Origin of the sequence: Novosphingobium album (ex Hu et al. 2023) (assembly GCF_022832385.1) — a bacterium.
Classification (GTDB): domain Bacteria; phylum Pseudomonadota; class Alphaproteobacteria; order Sphingomonadales; family Sphingomonadaceae; genus Novosphingobium; species Novosphingobium album.
This window is the reverse complement of record NZ_JALHLE010000016.1, coordinates 63427-79398: the sequence shown is the minus strand read 5'-3', so window position 1 is coordinate 79398 and position 15972 is coordinate 63427. Positions and strand designations below refer to the sequence as shown.

The 15972-nt window shown below is 65.1% G+C and carries 14 protein-coding genes; 4 read left to right on the top strand and 10 right to left on the bottom strand.

The window, feature by feature from the left end; all coding sequences use genetic code 11:
- Positions 1–50: 50 nt before the first annotated feature.
- Positions 51–725 (bottom strand): response regulator transcription factor, encoded by a 675-nt coding sequence (locus MTR64_RS11530; protein WP_243993937.1) that lies wholly within the window; start codon positions 723–725, stop codon positions 51–53.
- A gap of 197 nt (positions 726–922) precedes the next feature.
- On the opposite strand from MTR64_RS11530, the gene MTR64_RS11525 reads away from it, so the two are divergent.
- From MTR64_RS11525 to MTR64_RS11510, 4 genes are all read left to right on the top strand, one after another.
- Entirely contained in the window at positions 923–1828 is a 906-nt protein-coding gene (locus tag MTR64_RS11525; protein WP_243993935.1) for a UDP-2,3-diacylglucosamine diphosphatase, read from the top strand.
- The gene (locus MTR64_RS11520; protein WP_243993933.1) at positions 1825–2895 is read left to right on the top strand and encodes a glycosyltransferase family 4 protein; all 1071 of its coding nucleotides are present in this window, start codon (positions 1825–1827) and stop codon (positions 2893–2895) included. The genes MTR64_RS11525 and MTR64_RS11520 overlap by 4 nt, the downstream gene beginning before the upstream one ends.
- Positions 2896–2980: 85 nt before the next feature.
- Entirely contained in the window at positions 2981–4888 is a 1908-nt protein-coding gene (locus tag MTR64_RS11515; RefSeq protein ID WP_243993931.1) for a PQQ-binding-like beta-propeller repeat protein, read from the top strand.
- Complete coding sequence (locus MTR64_RS11510; protein WP_243993929.1) at positions 4885–6174, top strand: hypothetical protein; 1290 nt, start codon at positions 4885–4887, stop codon at positions 6172–6174. The genes MTR64_RS11515 and MTR64_RS11510 overlap by 4 nt, the downstream gene beginning before the upstream one ends.
- Before the next feature lie 537 nt (positions 6175–6711).
- Here the strand turns inward: MTR64_RS11510 and MTR64_RS11505 are convergent.
- The 9 genes from MTR64_RS11505 to MTR64_RS11465 form a co-directional block, all read right to left on the bottom strand.
- A complete protein-coding gene (locus tag MTR64_RS11505) occupies positions 6712–7494 on the bottom strand; it encodes an IclR family transcriptional regulator (RefSeq protein ID WP_243993927.1) in 783 nt (260 codons plus the stop codon).
- A 31-nt stretch (positions 7495–7525) separates the two neighbouring features.
- Complete coding sequence (locus MTR64_RS11500) at positions 7526–8551, bottom strand: LLM class flavin-dependent oxidoreductase (protein ID WP_243993925.1); 1026 nt, start codon at positions 8549–8551, stop codon at positions 7526–7528.
- Positions 8552–8788: 237 nt separating this feature from the next.
- On the bottom strand, positions 8789–9475 hold the full coding sequence (gene phoB / locus MTR64_RS11495; protein ID WP_243993924.1) for a phosphate regulon transcriptional regulator PhoB: 687 nt from the start codon (positions 9473–9475) through the stop codon (positions 8789–8791).
- Positions 9472–10167, bottom strand: a complete 696-nt coding sequence (phoU, locus tag MTR64_RS11490) for a phosphate signaling complex protein PhoU (protein ID WP_243993922.1) — start codon at positions 10165–10167, stop codon at positions 9472–9474. The genes phoB and phoU overlap by 4 nt, the downstream gene beginning before the upstream one ends.
- A 13-nt stretch (positions 10168–10180) precedes the next feature.
- Entirely contained in the window at positions 10181–10942 is a 762-nt protein-coding gene (pstB, locus tag MTR64_RS11485; RefSeq protein ID WP_243993920.1) for a phosphate ABC transporter ATP-binding protein PstB, read from the bottom strand.
- A 4-nt stretch (positions 10943–10946) separates the two neighbouring features.
- Entirely contained in the window at positions 10947–11834 is an 888-nt protein-coding gene (gene pstA, locus MTR64_RS11480) for a phosphate ABC transporter permease PstA (RefSeq protein WP_243993918.1), read from the bottom strand.
- Positions 11827–13200 carry a phosphate ABC transporter permease subunit PstC gene (pstC, locus tag MTR64_RS11475; RefSeq protein ID WP_243993916.1) on the bottom strand — a complete coding sequence of 458 codons (1374 nt, stop codon included), beginning with the start codon at positions 13198–13200 and terminating at the stop codon, positions 11827–11829. The genes pstA and pstC overlap by 8 nt, the downstream gene beginning before the upstream one ends.
- Positions 13201–13244: 44 nt before the next feature.
- Positions 13245–14288, bottom strand: coding sequence for a substrate-binding domain-containing protein (locus tag MTR64_RS11470; RefSeq protein ID WP_243993914.1), 1044 nt, complete (start codon positions 14286–14288; stop codon positions 13245–13247).
- Between the two features lie 251 nt (positions 14289–14539).
- Positions 14540–15943, bottom strand: a complete 1404-nt coding sequence (locus tag MTR64_RS11465) for an OprO/OprP family phosphate-selective porin (RefSeq protein WP_243993912.1) — start codon at positions 15941–15943, stop codon at positions 14540–14542.
- Positions 15944–15972: the final 29 nt, after the last annotated feature.

The window sequence follows — 15972 nt, the reverse complement described above, 5'->3', positions numbered from 1 at the left end:
AACACGGTAAACAGTGCGCAGGCGGCCGGGGGATTCAGTCTTCCGGCCGCCTAGACCGTATCGAAGACATAGCCCAGCGAACGCACGGTGCGCAGCGGATTGCCCGCGCCCGCGCTCTTCAGCGCACGCCGCAGACGCCCGATCCACACATCCACGGTGCGCTCGTCCACCGGCGGCTCCTGCTTGCCGAGCGCGGATATGAGCTGACCGCGGCTGAACACACGGCCCGGATGCTCGATGAAGTAGCGCAGCAGGCGCAGTTCGTTCGGCATCAGCGAGATCGGCTTGCCCTGCCAGCGCGCCTGGAACGCCGCAACATCGACCGTCAGATCACCCTGCGCGACGACGCGGATGCCCGTGCTGTCCTGATCGCCGATGCTGGCGCCCAGCACCCGGTCGAGAAGCGCCGTACGGGTGAGCGGGCCGACCATGTAGTCGTCCGCCCCCATGCGCAGCGCGCGCTTGCGATCTTCCAGATTGTCTTCCTCGAGCACCATGGTCACATGCGCATGGGCCGTGAGAGGGTCCGCACGCAGGCGCCGGCACAGTTCCAGCCCGGACATTTCGGGCAGGACCCAGTCGATGAAGATCCAGAGCGCCCCCTCGATCAGGGGCAATTCGGCAAAGTCGGTCCAGCGATGAAGAACGACGTCAAACTCGTCATGCCGGAAAGCCGCAAGGCCCCCGGAAAGCTCGCTCGCCAGCAATATATCGATCCGCCGCATCGCCCCTGCCCGGTTAACACGGCGGCTGTCTGCCCGTCGATTATGACGAACGGGTGACGTATTGGTGACGTAAGTGTGAAAACTGCAAAACAACTGCAATCCATGTGGATTGTCACGGAACTGACCCGCAACCGTCACGGCTGCGCAACGCCGTTCTGCCATGACAAACTTCGCTAGCAACCGGGGGCAACCGAGCGATGCGAACCGAAGTGGACACTCTTCTCGATCAGTACACCCGGCCGGCAACCGGCATTCCGGCGTGGCTGGACATTCCCGATCCCAAGGGCTTCCGCCCCAAGCGCAAGTACCGCACGATCTGGATTTCCGACATCCATCTCGGCACGCGCGGCTGCAACGCCGCGCTGCTGGTCGATTTCCTGCGCTCGGTCCAGTGCGAGACGCTCTACCTCGTTGGCGACATTGTCGACGGCTGGCGCCTGCGCAAGGGCTGGTACTGGCCCGACGCCCACAACGAAGTGGTCCGCCGCATCCTCAAGATGGCGCATCGCGGCACGCGGGTGGTGTTCATCGCGGGCAACCATGACGAGATGCTGCGCGACTATGCCGGCCTGACTTTCGGCGGGGTCGAACTGGCGCTGGAGGCGGTCCACGAAACGGTTGACGGCCGCAAGCTGCTGGTCACGCATGGCGATGCCTTCGACGGCGTCGTGCTCTACCACAAGTGGCTCGCGTTCCTGGGCGACAAGGCCTACGGCATGCTGCTGCGCGCCAATATCGCCTTCAACGCCGTGCGCCGCCGCCTGCACATGCCCTACTGGTCACTCTCCGCCTACATGAAGAAGAAGGTGAAGAACGCCGTCCAGTACGTGTGCAGCTACGAGGAAGCGGTCGCCGCCGAAGCGGTCAGCCGCGGGTTCGACGGCGTCGTCTGCGGCCACATCCACTGCGCCGAGATCCGCCAGTTCGGCGGCATCACCTACTATAACGACGGCGACTGGGTCGAAAGCTGCACGGCGCTGACCGAGGACTTCGAAGGTCAGATCGCGATCATCGACTGGGTTGCCGAGACCGGCGGCCACGCCAGCGACATGACAGTCAGCGAACTGGGTGCTCCAGTCACTGCTGCGGAGGCCGGCGCGTGAAACTGGCGCTGGCGACCGACGCCTGGCTGCCCCAGGTCAACGGCGTCGTCCGCTCGCTGTCCGCCACGCTCGATGAACTGCGCGCGCGCGGGCACAGTGTCGAGACGATCACCCCCGACCGCTTCCTGACCGTGCCCATGCCGGGCTATGCTTCGATCCGGCTGGCCATGGCGCCCCGCTTCGGCGTGCGCCGCATGCTCGACAGGGCCGCGCCGGAGATCGTCCATATCGCCACCGAAGGCCCGATCGGCTGGGCGGCACGGGGCTGGTGCCTTTCGCGCGGGGTGCCGTTCACCTCCGCGTTCCACACCCGTTTTCCCGAATATGCGGCGGTGCGCACCGGCCTTTCCGCCGAATACTTCTGGCCGATCCTGCAGCGCTTCCACGCGCCGAGCAGTGCCGTGCTGGTGTCCACCCAGAGCCTCGCGGATGAACTGGCCACGCGCGGCATCGGCCATACCCGGCCGTGGAGCCGGGGTATCGACCATAGCCTCTTCAAGCCTGACGGCGCCCGTCACCCGGCGATGGCTGCCCTGCCCGGCCCGGTCCTGCTCAACGTTGGCCGTGTCGCGCCGGAAAAGAACCTCGAAGCCTTCCTGTCCGCCGATGTGCCCGGCAGCAAGGTCGTGGTGGGGGACGGCCCCGCGCTGGAGAGCCTGAAGCGCCGCTATCCCGACGTGCTGTTCCTCGGCGCGCTGGCCGGCGAGGAACTCGCCTCGGCCTATCGCGCCGCCGACTGTTTCGTGTTCCCTAGCCTGACCGACACTTTCGGCCTCGTCGTGATCGAGGCACTGGCCTGCGGAACGCCGGTCGCGGCCTACCCGGTGACCGGCCCCATCGACATCCTTGGCGCCGACGGTTGCGGCGTCGAGACGCGGCTGCCCCACCCCGGCGGCGCCATCGACGAAAGCCTCGAGAATGCCATCACCGCCGCCTTGTGCGTTGAACGCGTTCATGCTGCGGCGATGGGTGCGCTCTATTCGTGGGAACGCGCCACCGACCAGTTCCTGTGCGCCATCGCCGCCGCGGTGAGTGAGCAGGACACGGCGCTGAAAAGCGCCGCGTAGGCGGTTTACCTGCTGCCTGGCGTTTGACCACCCGCGCCAATTGCTGTTCCATCACCCGGACAAGGATTCGGGAGAGGGAATTTTCATGGAGCCGCACCACGCGTTGCGCCCGCCACGGCTTGTTGCCCTGGTCTTTGGGCTTCTGGCAACTCTCCTCGCGGTCGCTGGACCTTTCACCGCAACCGCCTCGGACAAGACCGTGGAGAACACCCCCGGCGTGGCTTCGGCGCACGACCTGTTCCCTGAAGGAGGGGCGATCTACCGAAGCACTTGTGCCGCCTGTCACGACACCGGCGCGGGACGTGCCCCTGCCCGCGTGCTGCTCAGCTACATGACGCCCGATGCCATTGTCGCAGCGCTGACGGACGGCGCTATGAAGGCGCAGGGTTCCACCCTGAGCACCGAGCAGAAGGTACAAGTAGCCGAGCACCTCTCCGGCCGCGCGCTGGGCACGGCCGAGGCCGCGTTGCCCGAACCGCCGCCCTGCACGCCCGATCACGCCCTGTTCGACCGCAAGCAGGTACCCGCCTTTGCCGGCGCCGGGCTCGATCTCGCCGCTACCCATTCAGTCTCCACCGCGCAGGCCGGAATCGGCAAGGCGGACCTTGGCAAGCTCAAGCTGAAATGGGCCTTCGGCTTCCCCCTCGCCAACCGTGCTCGTTCGCAACCGGCGCTGGGCGGCGGGGCCGTGTTCGTTGGCAGTCAGGGCGGCAAGGTCTATGCGCTCGACCGCGCGACCGGCTGCACCCGCTGGACCTTCAACGCGGGCTCGGAAGTGCGCACTGCCATCGTTCTCTCCCCGTGGCAGGCGGATGACGCCAAGGCCGTGCCGCTGGCCTATTTCGGCGACTGGACGGGCAATGCCTATGCTGTCGAGGCCTTCACCGGCAAGCTGGTGTGGAAAGTCCATGTCGACGAGCATCCCGCCACCGTCATCACCGCTGCCCCGGCGCTCTACGGCGATACGCTCTACGTGCCAGTTTCCTCGCTGGAAGAGGCCGCCGCCGCAAGTCCCGGATACAAGTGCTGCTCGTTCCGCGGGTCGGTGCTGGCGCTCGATGCCCGCACCGGCGCGGAGAAGAGGCGGACATGGCTTGTCGGCGAACCGGAACCGCAGGACGGCGGAAAGTTTCTCGGCCCCTCGGGCGTGCCTGTCTGGGCCGGGATCGCGATCGATCCGAAGCGCGGCAACCTGATCGTGGCCACGGGCGACAACTACACCCATCCCGCCACTGAACTTTCCGATGCACTCGTGGCGATGGACCTCGGGACGGGCGCGCTCAAATGGCACTTCCAGGCGCTCTCGGGCGATGCCTGGAACGTCGATTGCGTCACTCCCGATCCGGACAATTGCCCCGAAGATGCCGGGCCCGACTTCGACTTCGGCGCCCTACCGATCCTCGCCACCGGCAAGGACGGGCGCGATTATGTGCTTGGCGGGCAGAAGTCCGGCATTGCCTGGGCCGTCGATGCGCAAACGGGCAAGCTGGCGTGGAAGCGGCAGGTCGGGCGCGGCGGCATGGCAGGCGGCGTCCACTTCGGGCTCGCGGCTGACAGCGGCCGGGTCTATGTCGGCATCAGCGACATGCCCGACTTCGTGCAACGCCCCTTCCCGCCCGCGCCGGGTATCCACGCGCTCGACCTTGCAACGGGCAGGACACTGTGGGACGCACCCGCGCCGGACAAGGTCTGCGAGGGCCGCCCGCTCTGCCTGCCCGGCAACAGCGGCGCCTTCACGGTCACCCCCGACATGGTGCTGGCCGGGGGCGATGACGGCTACATGCGCATTCTCGACGCCGCGACGGGCGAGCAGCTCTGGCAGTTCGACGTGGCGCGGGACTTCACCACCGTGAACGGCGTGCCCGCGAAAGGCGGCGCCATGAGCGGCGGCGCGGCGCCCATCGCCGATCACGGCCAGCTCATCGTCTCGTCCGGCTATGGCTTCGTCTCGAAGATGCCGGGCAACGTGCTGCTGGTGTTCGAGGTGGAATGAACCGGACCGCCACCGGAGACACCACCGGTATCCTGATGCCCGCCAGTGCGGAGGACCTGCGCGCCGCGCCCGAACAGTTCCTGACCCGCGCGATGCAGGCCTACGGCACGCTGTCGGCGGACAACCGGGTGGTCTCGGCCGACCGGTTCGAAATCTTCGCGGGCGGCAATTCGGGCCAGAAGGCGCTGCTGGATGTGACCTATGCGCGCGCAGAGGCAGGCCTGCCGCGCCGCCTCTTCGCCAAGTTCTCGCGCGATTTCGCCGATCCCTTCCGCGACCGCCGCCGCGCCGAGCTCGACGGCGAAGTGCGCCTCGCCGCGCTCTCGCGCCTGCCCGCCTTCCCACTCGCCGTGCCCCGCGCGGTTTTCGGCGATTTCGAGGCGAAAAGCGGCACCGGCCTGCTGATCACCGAACGGATCGCCTTCGGCGAAGGGGCAATCGAGCCGCTGCACGAGAAGTGCATGGACCACCTGCTGCCCGATCCGCTCGCATACTACCGCGTGCTGGTTTCCGCACAGGCCCGGCTGGCGGCGGCGCAGCACCGGGGCGCGCTTTCACCGGAGGTGGAGGCACTGTTCCCTTACGACCGCGAGGCAGCGCAGGCCGATCTGCCCATCGCCTATGGCCCAGAGGAATTGCGCGCCAAGGTCGCAGCGCTGGGCACGTTCCTCGCGCAGCATCCACAGCTCTTCCCCGAAACCCTGACTGATCCGGCCTTCCCCGCCCGGCTCGAAGCCGAAGCGCTGGCCATTCTGCAGCACGAAGGCGCCGTGCGCCGGTTCTTCCACGCCGATCCCCGCTTTGTCGCCCTGTGCCACTGGAACGCCAATATCGACAACGCATGGTTCTGGCGCGAGTCCGGCGGGACGCTGCACTGCGGACTGCTCGACTGGGGCATGGTGCGGCCGATGAACCTGGCGACCGGCCTGTGGGGCGGCCTCTCCGCCTCGCCCATCCGGTTCCTGCAAGCGGAACTGGACGGCCTGCTCGACCACTACCGGAGCGAGCTCGCCGCGCACGGCGGCCCAGATCTCACCGCTGGACTGCTCGACCTGCATTTCGACCTGTCGCTGGCGATCACCGGCCTCGCGCTGATGATGGACCTGCCCGCGCTGATCACCGCCCGGATGCCCGATATCGGCCATGCGCAAGGGCCGTTCGACCCGCTCTTGCGGCGCGACAAGGTGGTCGAGGGCTTCCTGCTCGTCTCGACCAATTTCCTGCACTTGTGGGCCTTGCGCGGGTTTGGGGGGAGTTTGCAGCGGATGCTGGCGATGGGTAGCTGAGCGGCAGGCCGCTTTGCAGGAGGTCCCGACAAATAGATCAAAGGCAGGAAAGTCGGGGGGAACTGCCCTTCCTTGGTAACGCTCAATCTCACTCTGCTACTGTTCAGCGTTCGAATTGAACATTTCCCGATGAGCGCGCATCCTCGAAAAAAGAAGTAGCGAGAGCGGCACTACGACAACAAGCACGAAGCTACTGGATGCACCTTTTCCGAAGAAGCTCTCAATTATTAACGATATAAACGACAAAGGACCCAAGCAGAAGACAACAAACTTCCAGAATCCCTTGCTTTTCAGTCCATTAAAGGCCGACCACCTCCTGCGACCTTCTTCGGATTTGAATGTCCAGTCCCTAATCCAGTCATCTATTGTCACGAGAAGTTTCAACAAACGCTCTCCACGGAGAAGCCTCAACGGCCGTAATAGATCGAGTTGTGAAGGACTTGAACGACGGTGTCATGTCAGCTTTGTCATCGTATCCGGAACGTCTGCTATTGGGCGAAATCACCAATTAGCAGTCATACAGTCTGCCCTTTTGCCCTACCGGAACCCCAGACTCCGCGAAATCGCTGCCGCCTCATCCACTACCAGACGCGCCAGTTCGTCCAGACGGCCCTGCGCGCGTTCGCTGGGGGCGGCCACCACGAGCGCGCCGACCACGCCGCCCGCCGCGTCGCGGATCACGCTGGCGGTGCCGGTGACGCCGTCCGCCGCCTGATCGACGGTCTGTGCATAGCCATCCTGCCGCGCCTGTTCGACTGCCTGCGCCAGTGCGGCGGGCTTGATTTCCGTGCTGCGCGCCATGCGTTCGAGCGCGACACGCTTGAGGTAGGACGTGACCGCTTCGGGCGAGCAGGTCGCCAGCAGGGCGCGGCCGCCCGCTGTCGCGTAAAACGGCCGCCGGTCGCCGATCGCGACCGAATAGCGCACGACATTGCGGCTTTCGACCAGATCGACGTACGTGACCATGTCGCCTTCGTGGTCGCCCACCATGAGCAGCACGGTCTCGCCGGTCCGCTCGCACAGGCGGCGCATGCCTTCGCGGATCAGGTCCGAGCTGTGCAGCCGCCGCCGCGCCTCGGTCAACGCGCTGCCGAGGCCGAAGGCGCCGGGGCCGAGCCGCCAGGCGCCGTCGGTCGAAACCACCAGATCCTCGTCCGCCAGCCCGCGCAGCAGCGCGGCAAGGCTGCTCTTGGGCGTGGCGAGGCGGCGGCTGAGATCGGCCAGCGAAACCGCCTCGTTGCTTGCGCACAGCGCTTCAAGCAGACGGATCACGCGAGTCACCGACTGCGGGCTGCCCCCGCGCCGGTCTTCGCCTGTCACCTTGTCTTCCGCGCCGCTTGCCAATTCGCCCTCACCGGAATGCCGGGATCACTTCCCTTGCGAATGTCTGCGCATAGGCGAAGAAGCGCTCCGCCGGAAGCCCGGGGGGCATCATCATCGTGAAATGCTCCACCGGCGCCTTTTCCAGCAGGCGGTTGAAATAGGCGATGGCCTCTTCGGGCGTCAGGATCTGCAGGATGCCGCTGGCCTTGAAGGTATCGAGGTCCATCGGCTTGATCGCGGCGTTCTCTACACCGATGGCCCCCTTTCCCTCGACCACGTCCTCGCTCATCCATTCGCCATAGGCGTTGTTGACGTGGTGATAGTAGGGCGCGAGTTCATCCAGCGCGGCCTGCTTGTCGTGCGCGACGACCATCATCAGGCCCTGAATCCAGATCTTCGCCTGCGCCGGGTCCTTGCCCTGCTCTTCCAGCTTCTCCCTGTAGAGCGGCCAGATATCGGCGTTGCCGAAGTACCCGTCGCCATATTTCGCCACACGCTCCATCGCCCTGGGCGCAAAGCCGCCGATGTAGAGCGGGATCTGGCCACGGCTGGAGAGCGGACGGACCTTTGCCCCTTTCAGGTTGAAGAACCTGCCCTCGAAATTGACCGTCTCGCCATCCCAAAGGCGGCGCACCACGTGCAGGAACTCGTCGAAGCGGGCGCCGCGCTTGGTGAAATCGAGGCCGTGGGCGGCATATTCGCGGGCGCGGTAGCCGATCGCGAGCCCCATCGCGAGGCGGCCGCCGGACAGCGCATCGAGCACCGCGCAATCCTCGGCAAAGCGCAGCGGTTCATAGAGCGGGCCCAGCGCAATGCCCGAGCCGAGCCGCAAACGGCTGGTTCGTGCGGCGATGGCTGCAAGCGCGACCAGCGGCGAGGAGATGTAGCCATCGTCAGCCAGGTGATGCTCGGGCACCCAGGCGCCGTCGAAGCCAAGAGCCTCGGTTTCCGCGACGGTATCGAGGATTTCGCTGTAGAGCGCCTCGGGCGCGCGCTGCCATTGGGCCGGATTGCGGAAATCGTAGAGGTAGCCGAAGCCGAGTTTGCCAGTCATGCGCCTGTCCCACGTTGCGTGGGGGCGACATTAGTTCGGCCGGGCTGCCCGGCAAGGCGCGGGAGCGATCAGTACCGCACTCGCTGTACACAGCCCCATTCACCGCTCACCCTGAGCTTGTCGCAGCCTGTCCTGAGCGGCTGCTGCAAGCAGCCAGCCCGAAGGGGGTGTCGAACAAGCGCTGCTCCGGTGTCCTTCGACAAGCTCAGGACGAGCGGACGTGGGCCAATGCGCGCCTCAGTTCACGTCCATCGCGTAACCCGCGGCACGCACGGTGCGGATGGGGTCGGTGTCGCCTGAGCGGTTGATCGCCTTGCGCAGGCGGCGGATGTGGACGTCCACGGTGCGTTCGTCGATGTCCGAGTCCATGCCCCAGACGCCGTCGAGGATCTGCTGACGCGAGACGACGCGGTTCGGGCGTTCCATGAAGTAGCGCAGCAGGCGGAACTCGGTCGGGCCGAGATGCAGCGGCTCGCCGCCACGGCGCACGCGGTGGCTGGTGGCGTCGAGTTCGATGTCGCCCCACTGCAGCACAGAGCCGGCCAGCGAGGGGCGCGAGCGGCGCAGCAGCGCCTCGATGCGGGCCATCAGTTCGCGCGGGGAGAACGGCTTGGTCACGTAGTCGTCCGCGCCGGTCTTGAGGCCGCGGATCATGTCCTCTTCCTCGCCGCGCGCGGTCAGCATGATGATCGGAACCTGCGCGGTTTCCTTGTCCTTGCGCAGCTGGCGGCAGACCTCGATGCCGGGTACCTGCTCGATCATCCAGTCGAGCACGATGGCGTCGGGCGTCTGCTCGCGCACCATCAGCAAGGCTTCTTCGCCGTCGGCGGTGGAGCGCACCTCATAGCCTTCGGCGCTGAGGTTCCAGGTGAGAAGTTCGCACAGGGCGGTGTCGTCCTCGACGACAAGAACGGTCGGGTTCATGCGCTCAATCCCGTATCATCGGTCTGGCTGTCGCGCTCGGTGCAGTATTCGCCCGTGGCGGCATAGTAGACCATCTCGGCGACGTTGGTCGCGTGGTCGCCGATGCGTTCCAGGTTGCGGGCGATGAAGAGCAACTGGGCGGCGCTGGTGATCGTCGCCGGGTTCTCCATCATGTGGGTCACCAGCGAGCGGAACAGCGTGTTGTAGAACTGGTCCAGCTTCTGGTCGCGGCGGATCACCTCTACCGCCAGCGTCGCATCGCGCGAGCCATAGGCGTTGAGGACATCGCGCACCATGCTCTCGGCGATCTCGGCCATCGTCGGCACCAGCGTGACCGGCTCGATCTTGTAGCGGCCCTCGAGTGCCGAGACGCGCTTGGCGATGTTCTTGGCGTAGTCGCCGATACGCTCGACCACGCCGGAGATCTTGAGCGCGGCGATTACGTCGCGCAGATCGTCGGCCATCGGCGCGCGCAGGGCGATGGTGCGGACGGCAAGACGGTCCACTTCTGCTTCCAGCGCATCGAGCCGTGCATCGGCGGCGACCACCTGCCTGGCAAGGTCCTCGTCATGCTGGACGAGCGCAGTGATGGCATCGCGGATGGCGACTTCGGCCAGCCCGCCCATTTCGGCGACGAGGCCGCGAAGCTGGCCGATCTCTGAATCGAATGCCTTGACGGTATGATCTACCATGGCGTGTTCCTTCTCAGCCGTAGCGGCCGGTAATGTAGTCCTTGGTCTTTTCTTCGCGCGGATTGGTGAAGATTTCGCTGGTCTCACCATACTCCACGAGGTTGCCAAGGTGGAAAAAGGCCGTGCGCTGCGACACGCGGGCGGCCTGCTGCATCGAGTGGGTAACGATGACGATCGCGTAGTTTTCCTTCAGCTCGTCGATCAGTTCCTCGATCTTGGCGGTCGCGATGGGATCGAGCGCCGAACAGGGCTCGTCCATCAGGATCACTTCGGGGCTGACGGCAATCGCGCGGGCAATGCACAGGCGCTGCTGCTGGCCGCCCGAAAGCGCAGTGCCGGCGTCGGTCAGGCGGTCCTTAACCTCGTCCCAAAGGCCCGCCTTGGTCAGCGAGCTTTCGATCACCGCGTCCATCTCGGCCTTCGAGTTCGCCAGGCCGTGGATGCGCGGGCCATAGGCGATGTTCTCGTAGATCGACTTCGGAAACGGGTTCGGCTTCTGGAACACCATGCCGACGCGCGCACGCAGGGCGACCGGGTCCATGGTGGGCGCATAGATATTTTCGCCGTCGAGCAGGATCTCGCCGGTCACGCGGGCACCGGCGATCGTGTCGTTCATGCGGTTCAAGGAACGCAGGAAGGTCGACTTGCCGCAGCCCGACGGGCCGATGAAGGCCGTGACGATGCCGTTGTCGATATCGATCGAAACATTGTCGATGGCCTTCTTGGGGCCATAGAAAACGTCGACGTTGCGGGCGATAAGCTTGGTTTCGTTCATGTCCCTACCAGCGCACTTCGAACTTGTTTCGAAGGTAGATCGCGAGGCCATTCATCACCAGCAGGAAGACCAGCAGGACGATGATGGCGGCGGAAGTGTTCTGGACGAAAGCCTTGTCGATTTCGTCAGACCACAGGAAGATCTGCATCGGCAGCACGCTGGAGGGAGCTGTGATCCCGTCCGGAGGCGTGACGATGAAGGCACGCATGCCGATCATCAGCAGCGGCGCGGTTTCACCCAGTGCGCGGGCCATGCCGATGATAGTGCCAGTGAGGATGCCCGGCAGCGCGAGCGGCAGCACGTGGTGGAACACCGCCTGCACCTTGGACGCGCCCACCGCCAGCGCGGCGTCGCGGATCGAGGGCGGCACCGCCTTGATCGCGTTGCGGCCTGAAATGACGATCACCGGCATCGTCATCAGTGCCAGCGTGAGGCCGCCGACCAGCGGCGAGGAGCGCGGCATGCCCAGCGTGTTGATGAAGACGGCAAGACCCAGCAGGCCGAAGATGATCGAAGGCACCGCGGCCAGGTTGTTGATCGAGACTTCGACCAGCTCGATCCAGCGCGAACGCGGCGCGAATTCCTCAAGGTAGATCGCAGCGAGCACGCCCATCGGGAACGAGAGCAGCAGCGTCACCAGCATCGTCAGGATCGAGCCCTTGGCCGCGCCCCAGATGCCCGCGACATGCGGATCAGTGGAGTCCGAACCCGAGAGGAAATCCCAGTTCAGGCCACCCAGGCCGTTGCGCATCATGATGAACAGCAGCAGCGCCAGGAAGGCGAGGCTGATCACGATGGCACCAAGCCCGATCAGCTTGAAGCGGCGCTCTGCCGCGTGGCGCCGGGCCAGCCGCTTGTTGAACTCCGGCGAGTTGAAAGTGGAGTTACTCATAAGCTTCGCGGAACCGTTTCACGACGCGCAGGGCGATGATGTTGAGGATCAGGGTGACGACGAAGAGCACCAGACCCAGCGCGAAGGCGGACAGCGTCTTGGGGCTGTTGAACTCCTGGTCACCGGTCAGCATCTGGACGATCTGGTAGGTCACCGTCGTCATCGATGCGAGCGGGTTGGCGGAAAGACGCGCCGCAGCGCCCGCGGCCATGACCACGATCATGGTCTCGCCGATGGCACGGCTGATTGCCAGCATCACACCCGCGACGATGCCGGGCAGCGCGGCGGGCAGCAGCACCTTCTTGATCGTTTCCGACCGGGTCGCGCCCAGCGCCAGCGAACCGTCGCTCATCGCGCGCGGGACGGCGGCGAGCGCGTCGTCTGCCATCGAGGAGACGAAGGGAATGATCATCACGCCCATGACGAGGCCCGCGGCCAGCGCGCTTTCGGTCGAGGGGTTGGCGACACCGAGCGAGGCCGCGGTGTCGCGGATCAGCGGGGCCACCGTCAGCGCGGCGAAGTAGCCGTAGACCACGGTGGGGATGCCCGCGAGGATCTCGAGGATCGGCTTGACCCACTTGCGGATCGAACTGGACGCATATTGCGTGAGGTAGATCGCGCTCATCAGGCCAAGCGGAATCGCCACCAGCATGGCGATGATCGCGCCAATGTAGATCGTGCCCCAGAACAGCGGGACCGCGCCGAAGTTACCGTCGATATCGACGCCGCGCGCATTGCCCGGTGCCCAGTGGGTGCCGGTGAGAAACGCGATCGGCGAGACGTCCTTGAAGAACAGCCCGGCTTCGAACAGCAGCGAGGCGACGATGCCGAACGTCGTCAGGATCGCCATCAGTGAGGCGATCAGCAGTAGCGCCAGCACCGCGCGCTCGACATGGGTGCGCGCCGGAAAGCCGGCACGAACGCGGGTAAAGCCATAGCCGCCGCCGGCCAGTGCCACGATCAGGACCAGAATGCCGCCGATCATGCCGAAGCGTGATTGCGCGGCCCGCATCGGCACGGCCAGTTCCTGCGCCAGCGGATCGAACGCCACGGCGTCGGGATTGGCAGCCATGTTGCGGGCGTCAGCGAGGATCGAGGCCCGGTGCATGTCCCCATCGGGAAGCTGCGCGGCTATGGGATCGGCCAGTACCGCCCCGTCCACCAGGCCCGGCATGATCGCCGACCATGCCGCCCAGGCCAGCAGCGCCGGGACAAGAATCCACAGCGCCATGTGCCAGCCATGATAGCCGGGCATCGAATGCATCGATCCCCGGCCAGTATAGAGCAACCGGGCCCGGCCCCGCGCGGCAAACCAGCCGACGAAGCCCAGGCCGATCACGGCCAGGAGTACTCCTGTAAGAATCATAACTGGCCGTGCTGCCCCTTGTTACCTTGTCTTGCGTCCCGGCCTTACTTCAGCACGCTCGGGTCGAGCGGCGTCATGTTGGCGATGATTTCAGCATTCTTCTGGCGCACATCGTCGGTGGCGACGATCATGCCCTTGGGCTTGAGGTAGCCGTCGGGGCCCCATGCCTTGGTCCATGCATCGGCATAGGCCTTGAGGTCCTTGATCGGGCCAAGATGCTGCTTCTTGATGTAGATGTAGAGCGGACGCGCGCCCGGATAGCTGAAGTCGGCGATGGCGTCGTAGGTCGGTTTCACGCCCGAAAGCGCGATGCCGTTCAGCGTGTTGATGTTCTCTTCAAGATAGGAATAGCCAAAGATGCCGATCGCCTTGGGGTTCTGCGACAGCTTCTGAACGATCAGGTTGTCGTTCTCGCCGGCATCGACATAGGGGCCGTCTTCACGGATGTCGTGGCAGGTCGCCTCGTACTTGTCCTTGTCGGCATCCTTGAGCTTGTCCATGGCCGGATCGCTCTTGCAGCCCGCTTCCATGATGAGCTCCTTGAGCGCGTCACGCGTGCCCGAGGTCGACGGCGGGCCATAGACCAGGATCGGTTCTGCCGGCAGCGACGGATTCACATCCTTCCAGGTCTTGGAGGTATTGGGCTTGCCGAACGGATTGGCGGCCAGCGCCTTGTAGATGTCGGTGGGAGTCAGCTCGAAGCCGGGGCCCTTCTTGTCTTCCGCGAAAGCGATGCCGTCGATGCCGACCTGGACCTCGACGACCTCGGTCACGCCATTCTTCTGGCAGAGTTCGTATTCCGACTTCTTCATGCGGCGCGAGGCGTCTTCGATGTCGGGGTGCTGGGCGCCAACGCCGGCGCAGAACAGCTTCATGCCCGCACCCGTGCCGGTCGATTCGATCACGGGGGACTTGTGGCCTTCCTTGGCGAAGGTCTCGGCGACCGCGGTCGCGAACGGATAGACGGTCGAGGAGCCGACGGCGGTCACGTAATCGCGCGCGCCGGAAGCGGAACCGCCCGACCCGCCACAAGCGCTAAGCGCAAGCACGGAAACGGCAGCAAAGATGATGGTGTTGGTCGAACGCATAGACTTACCCCTTGGGCTTAATTCTGGAACGCCCCTATTGGGATACAATGACACTTCTATGACCAAGAAGTGACATTGTGTGCCATTCCTGAAATTTGCTGAAAAATGCTGGGTTTTCGGCCAATTCCTGCGTCATTCCGCGACAGGGAATCCCCACGGGATTCGCGATCGCAAGGTTGGCTTGCTCTAGGCGCAGGGTTGCCGGGTTGCAAGCGCGGCCGAGGCGATGCCCTGGCCGCGCCGCAATGGGATCAGAAGTCGAATTGCGCGCGCATGCCCAGGGCATCGGCGCCGTAGCTGGCATCGCCATCGGCGGTGACGGGTGCGTCCTTCACCCAGACATGGCCATAGTTGAGGATGAAACGAACGTAGTCGGTCGGCACCCACAGCGCAGAAATGCCCGCGGTCTGCTGGTGGCCGCCCAGGATGCCGGCGTCGGTCAGGTCCAGCCAGTCGTAGCGGGCATTCACCTGGATCGCGCCCATGCCGCCCTTGTCCAGGCCATGCCTGGGCTTGATGCGGTCATAGGTGCCGTTCTTGTAGGCGGTCGTGTCATCGGTCAGCATGTAGCCAACTTCCGCATAGCCGCCATTGAAGGTCGGGTCCTTGAACCCGGTGCGGCGGACGGTCTGCCAGAAGCTTTCCGCCGTCGCGTGGAAACGGCCGTTGATATAGGCCGCCTCAAGCCCGAGACCGCGCTCTTCCGTCGCATCGGTGATGCCCGCCTTGACGAAACGCAGATCGGTCGTGTGCAGGAACGGGCGCGCCTGATAGGTGACCGTAGGGATCGCGTCGTTGAGCTTGCGGAAGTGCGCCGAGCCGCCCAGATGCAGCGTGCCGCCCGCGACCTTGGGCATCGCGACCAAACGGCCATCGACGCTCCACGACTTGTAGGTATCGCTGCCCAGCGTGTTGGGATCGTCGGTAAAGACGCCCAGTTGCGCCACAACGCCCTTGCCGTTGTATTCGGCGTTCAGGCCGACGCGGCGCTCGAAACCGAACGCCTGCGAGAAACTGTTGCGCTCCATGAAGCTGGTGAACAGGTCGGAGGTCATTTCCTCCAGACCCCAGTTGGGCTTCTGGTTGCCCAGCGTCAGGTTGACGTTCCGGCTGGCCTTGTAGGTCATGTACATGTCGTTGATCGACACGTCGGAGTTGGCGACGTTGATCTCCACGCGGTAGCCGAAGCCGCCCGGCATCGAGCCATCGAAGCCCAGGTAGATTCGGCGGAACTCGGCGCTGGTGCCAAGGTGCGCCTGCTGGCTGGAGGTCAGGCCCGAGGGCCCGTCCACACCGCCGATGTCCAGCTGCATGCGGCCGCGCGGCTTGAAGCTCCAGCCATCGTCCGTGCTGATCTGCGGAGCCCCCTTGAACGCAATCTTCACCGGAGAAGGCTTTTCAGCAGCGGCCTTGGCCGCAACGGCGGCCTGCGTCGCATTTTCGGCGACCTGCGTGGCAGAGGCGGCTTCGGCCTTCGCCGCTGCCAGTTCGTCCTCAAGCGAATCGATTCGCTGCGCCATCGCCTGCATCTGGGCGCGCATCGCTGCGAGTTCCTGCTGGATCGAAGCGGTATCGGCAGCGCTTGCCGGTGTCGGCAGGGCCCAGCCAAGCGAAACTACGACAGCCAGTGCTGACGGCCCCAAAATATTTTTCACGTCCAGGTCCTTTCGTGAACGTTCAGTTA

What these genes read in the sequence shown, in the direction of transcription:
- MTR64_RS11510 (WP_243993929.1), top strand. Translation starts at nt 4,885, where the DNA reads ATGAACCGGACCGCCACCGGAGACACCACCGGTATCCTGATGCCCGCC.
- MTR64_RS11500 (WP_243993925.1), bottom strand. Translation starts at nt 8,551, where the DNA reads ATGACTGGCAAACTCGGCTTCGGCTACCTCTACGATTTCCGCAATCCG.
- MTR64_RS11470 (WP_243993914.1), bottom strand. Translation starts at nt 14,288, where the DNA reads ATGCGTTCGACCAACACCATCATCTTTGCTGCCGTTTCCGTGCTTGCG.
- pstB (WP_243993920.1), bottom strand. Translation starts at nt 10,942, where the DNA reads ATGAACGAAACCAAGCTTATCGCCCGCAACGTCGACGTTTTCTATGGC.
- pstC (WP_243993916.1), bottom strand. Translation starts at nt 13,200, where the DNA reads ATGATTCTTACAGGAGTACTCCTGGCCGTGATCGGCCTGGGCTTCGTC.
- MTR64_RS11515 (WP_243993931.1), top strand. Translation starts at nt 2,981, where the DNA reads ATGGAGCCGCACCACGCGTTGCGCCCGCCACGGCTTGTTGCCCTGGTC.
- MTR64_RS11525 (WP_243993935.1), top strand. Translation starts at nt 923, where the DNA reads ATGCGAACCGAAGTGGACACTCTTCTCGATCAGTACACCCGGCCGGCA.
- MTR64_RS11530 (WP_243993937.1), bottom strand. Translation starts at nt 725, where the DNA reads ATGCGGCGGATCGATATATTGCTGGCGAGCGAGCTTTCCGGGGGCCTT.
- phoB (WP_243993924.1), bottom strand. Translation starts at nt 9,475, where the DNA reads ATGAACCCGACCGTTCTTGTCGTCGAGGACGACACCGCCCTGTGCGAA.
- pstA (WP_243993918.1), bottom strand. Translation starts at nt 11,834, where the DNA reads ATGAGTAACTCCACTTTCAACTCGCCGGAGTTCAACAAGCGGCTGGCC.
- phoU (WP_243993922.1), bottom strand. Translation starts at nt 10,167, where the DNA reads ATGGTAGATCATACCGTCAAGGCATTCGATTCAGAGATCGGCCAGCTT.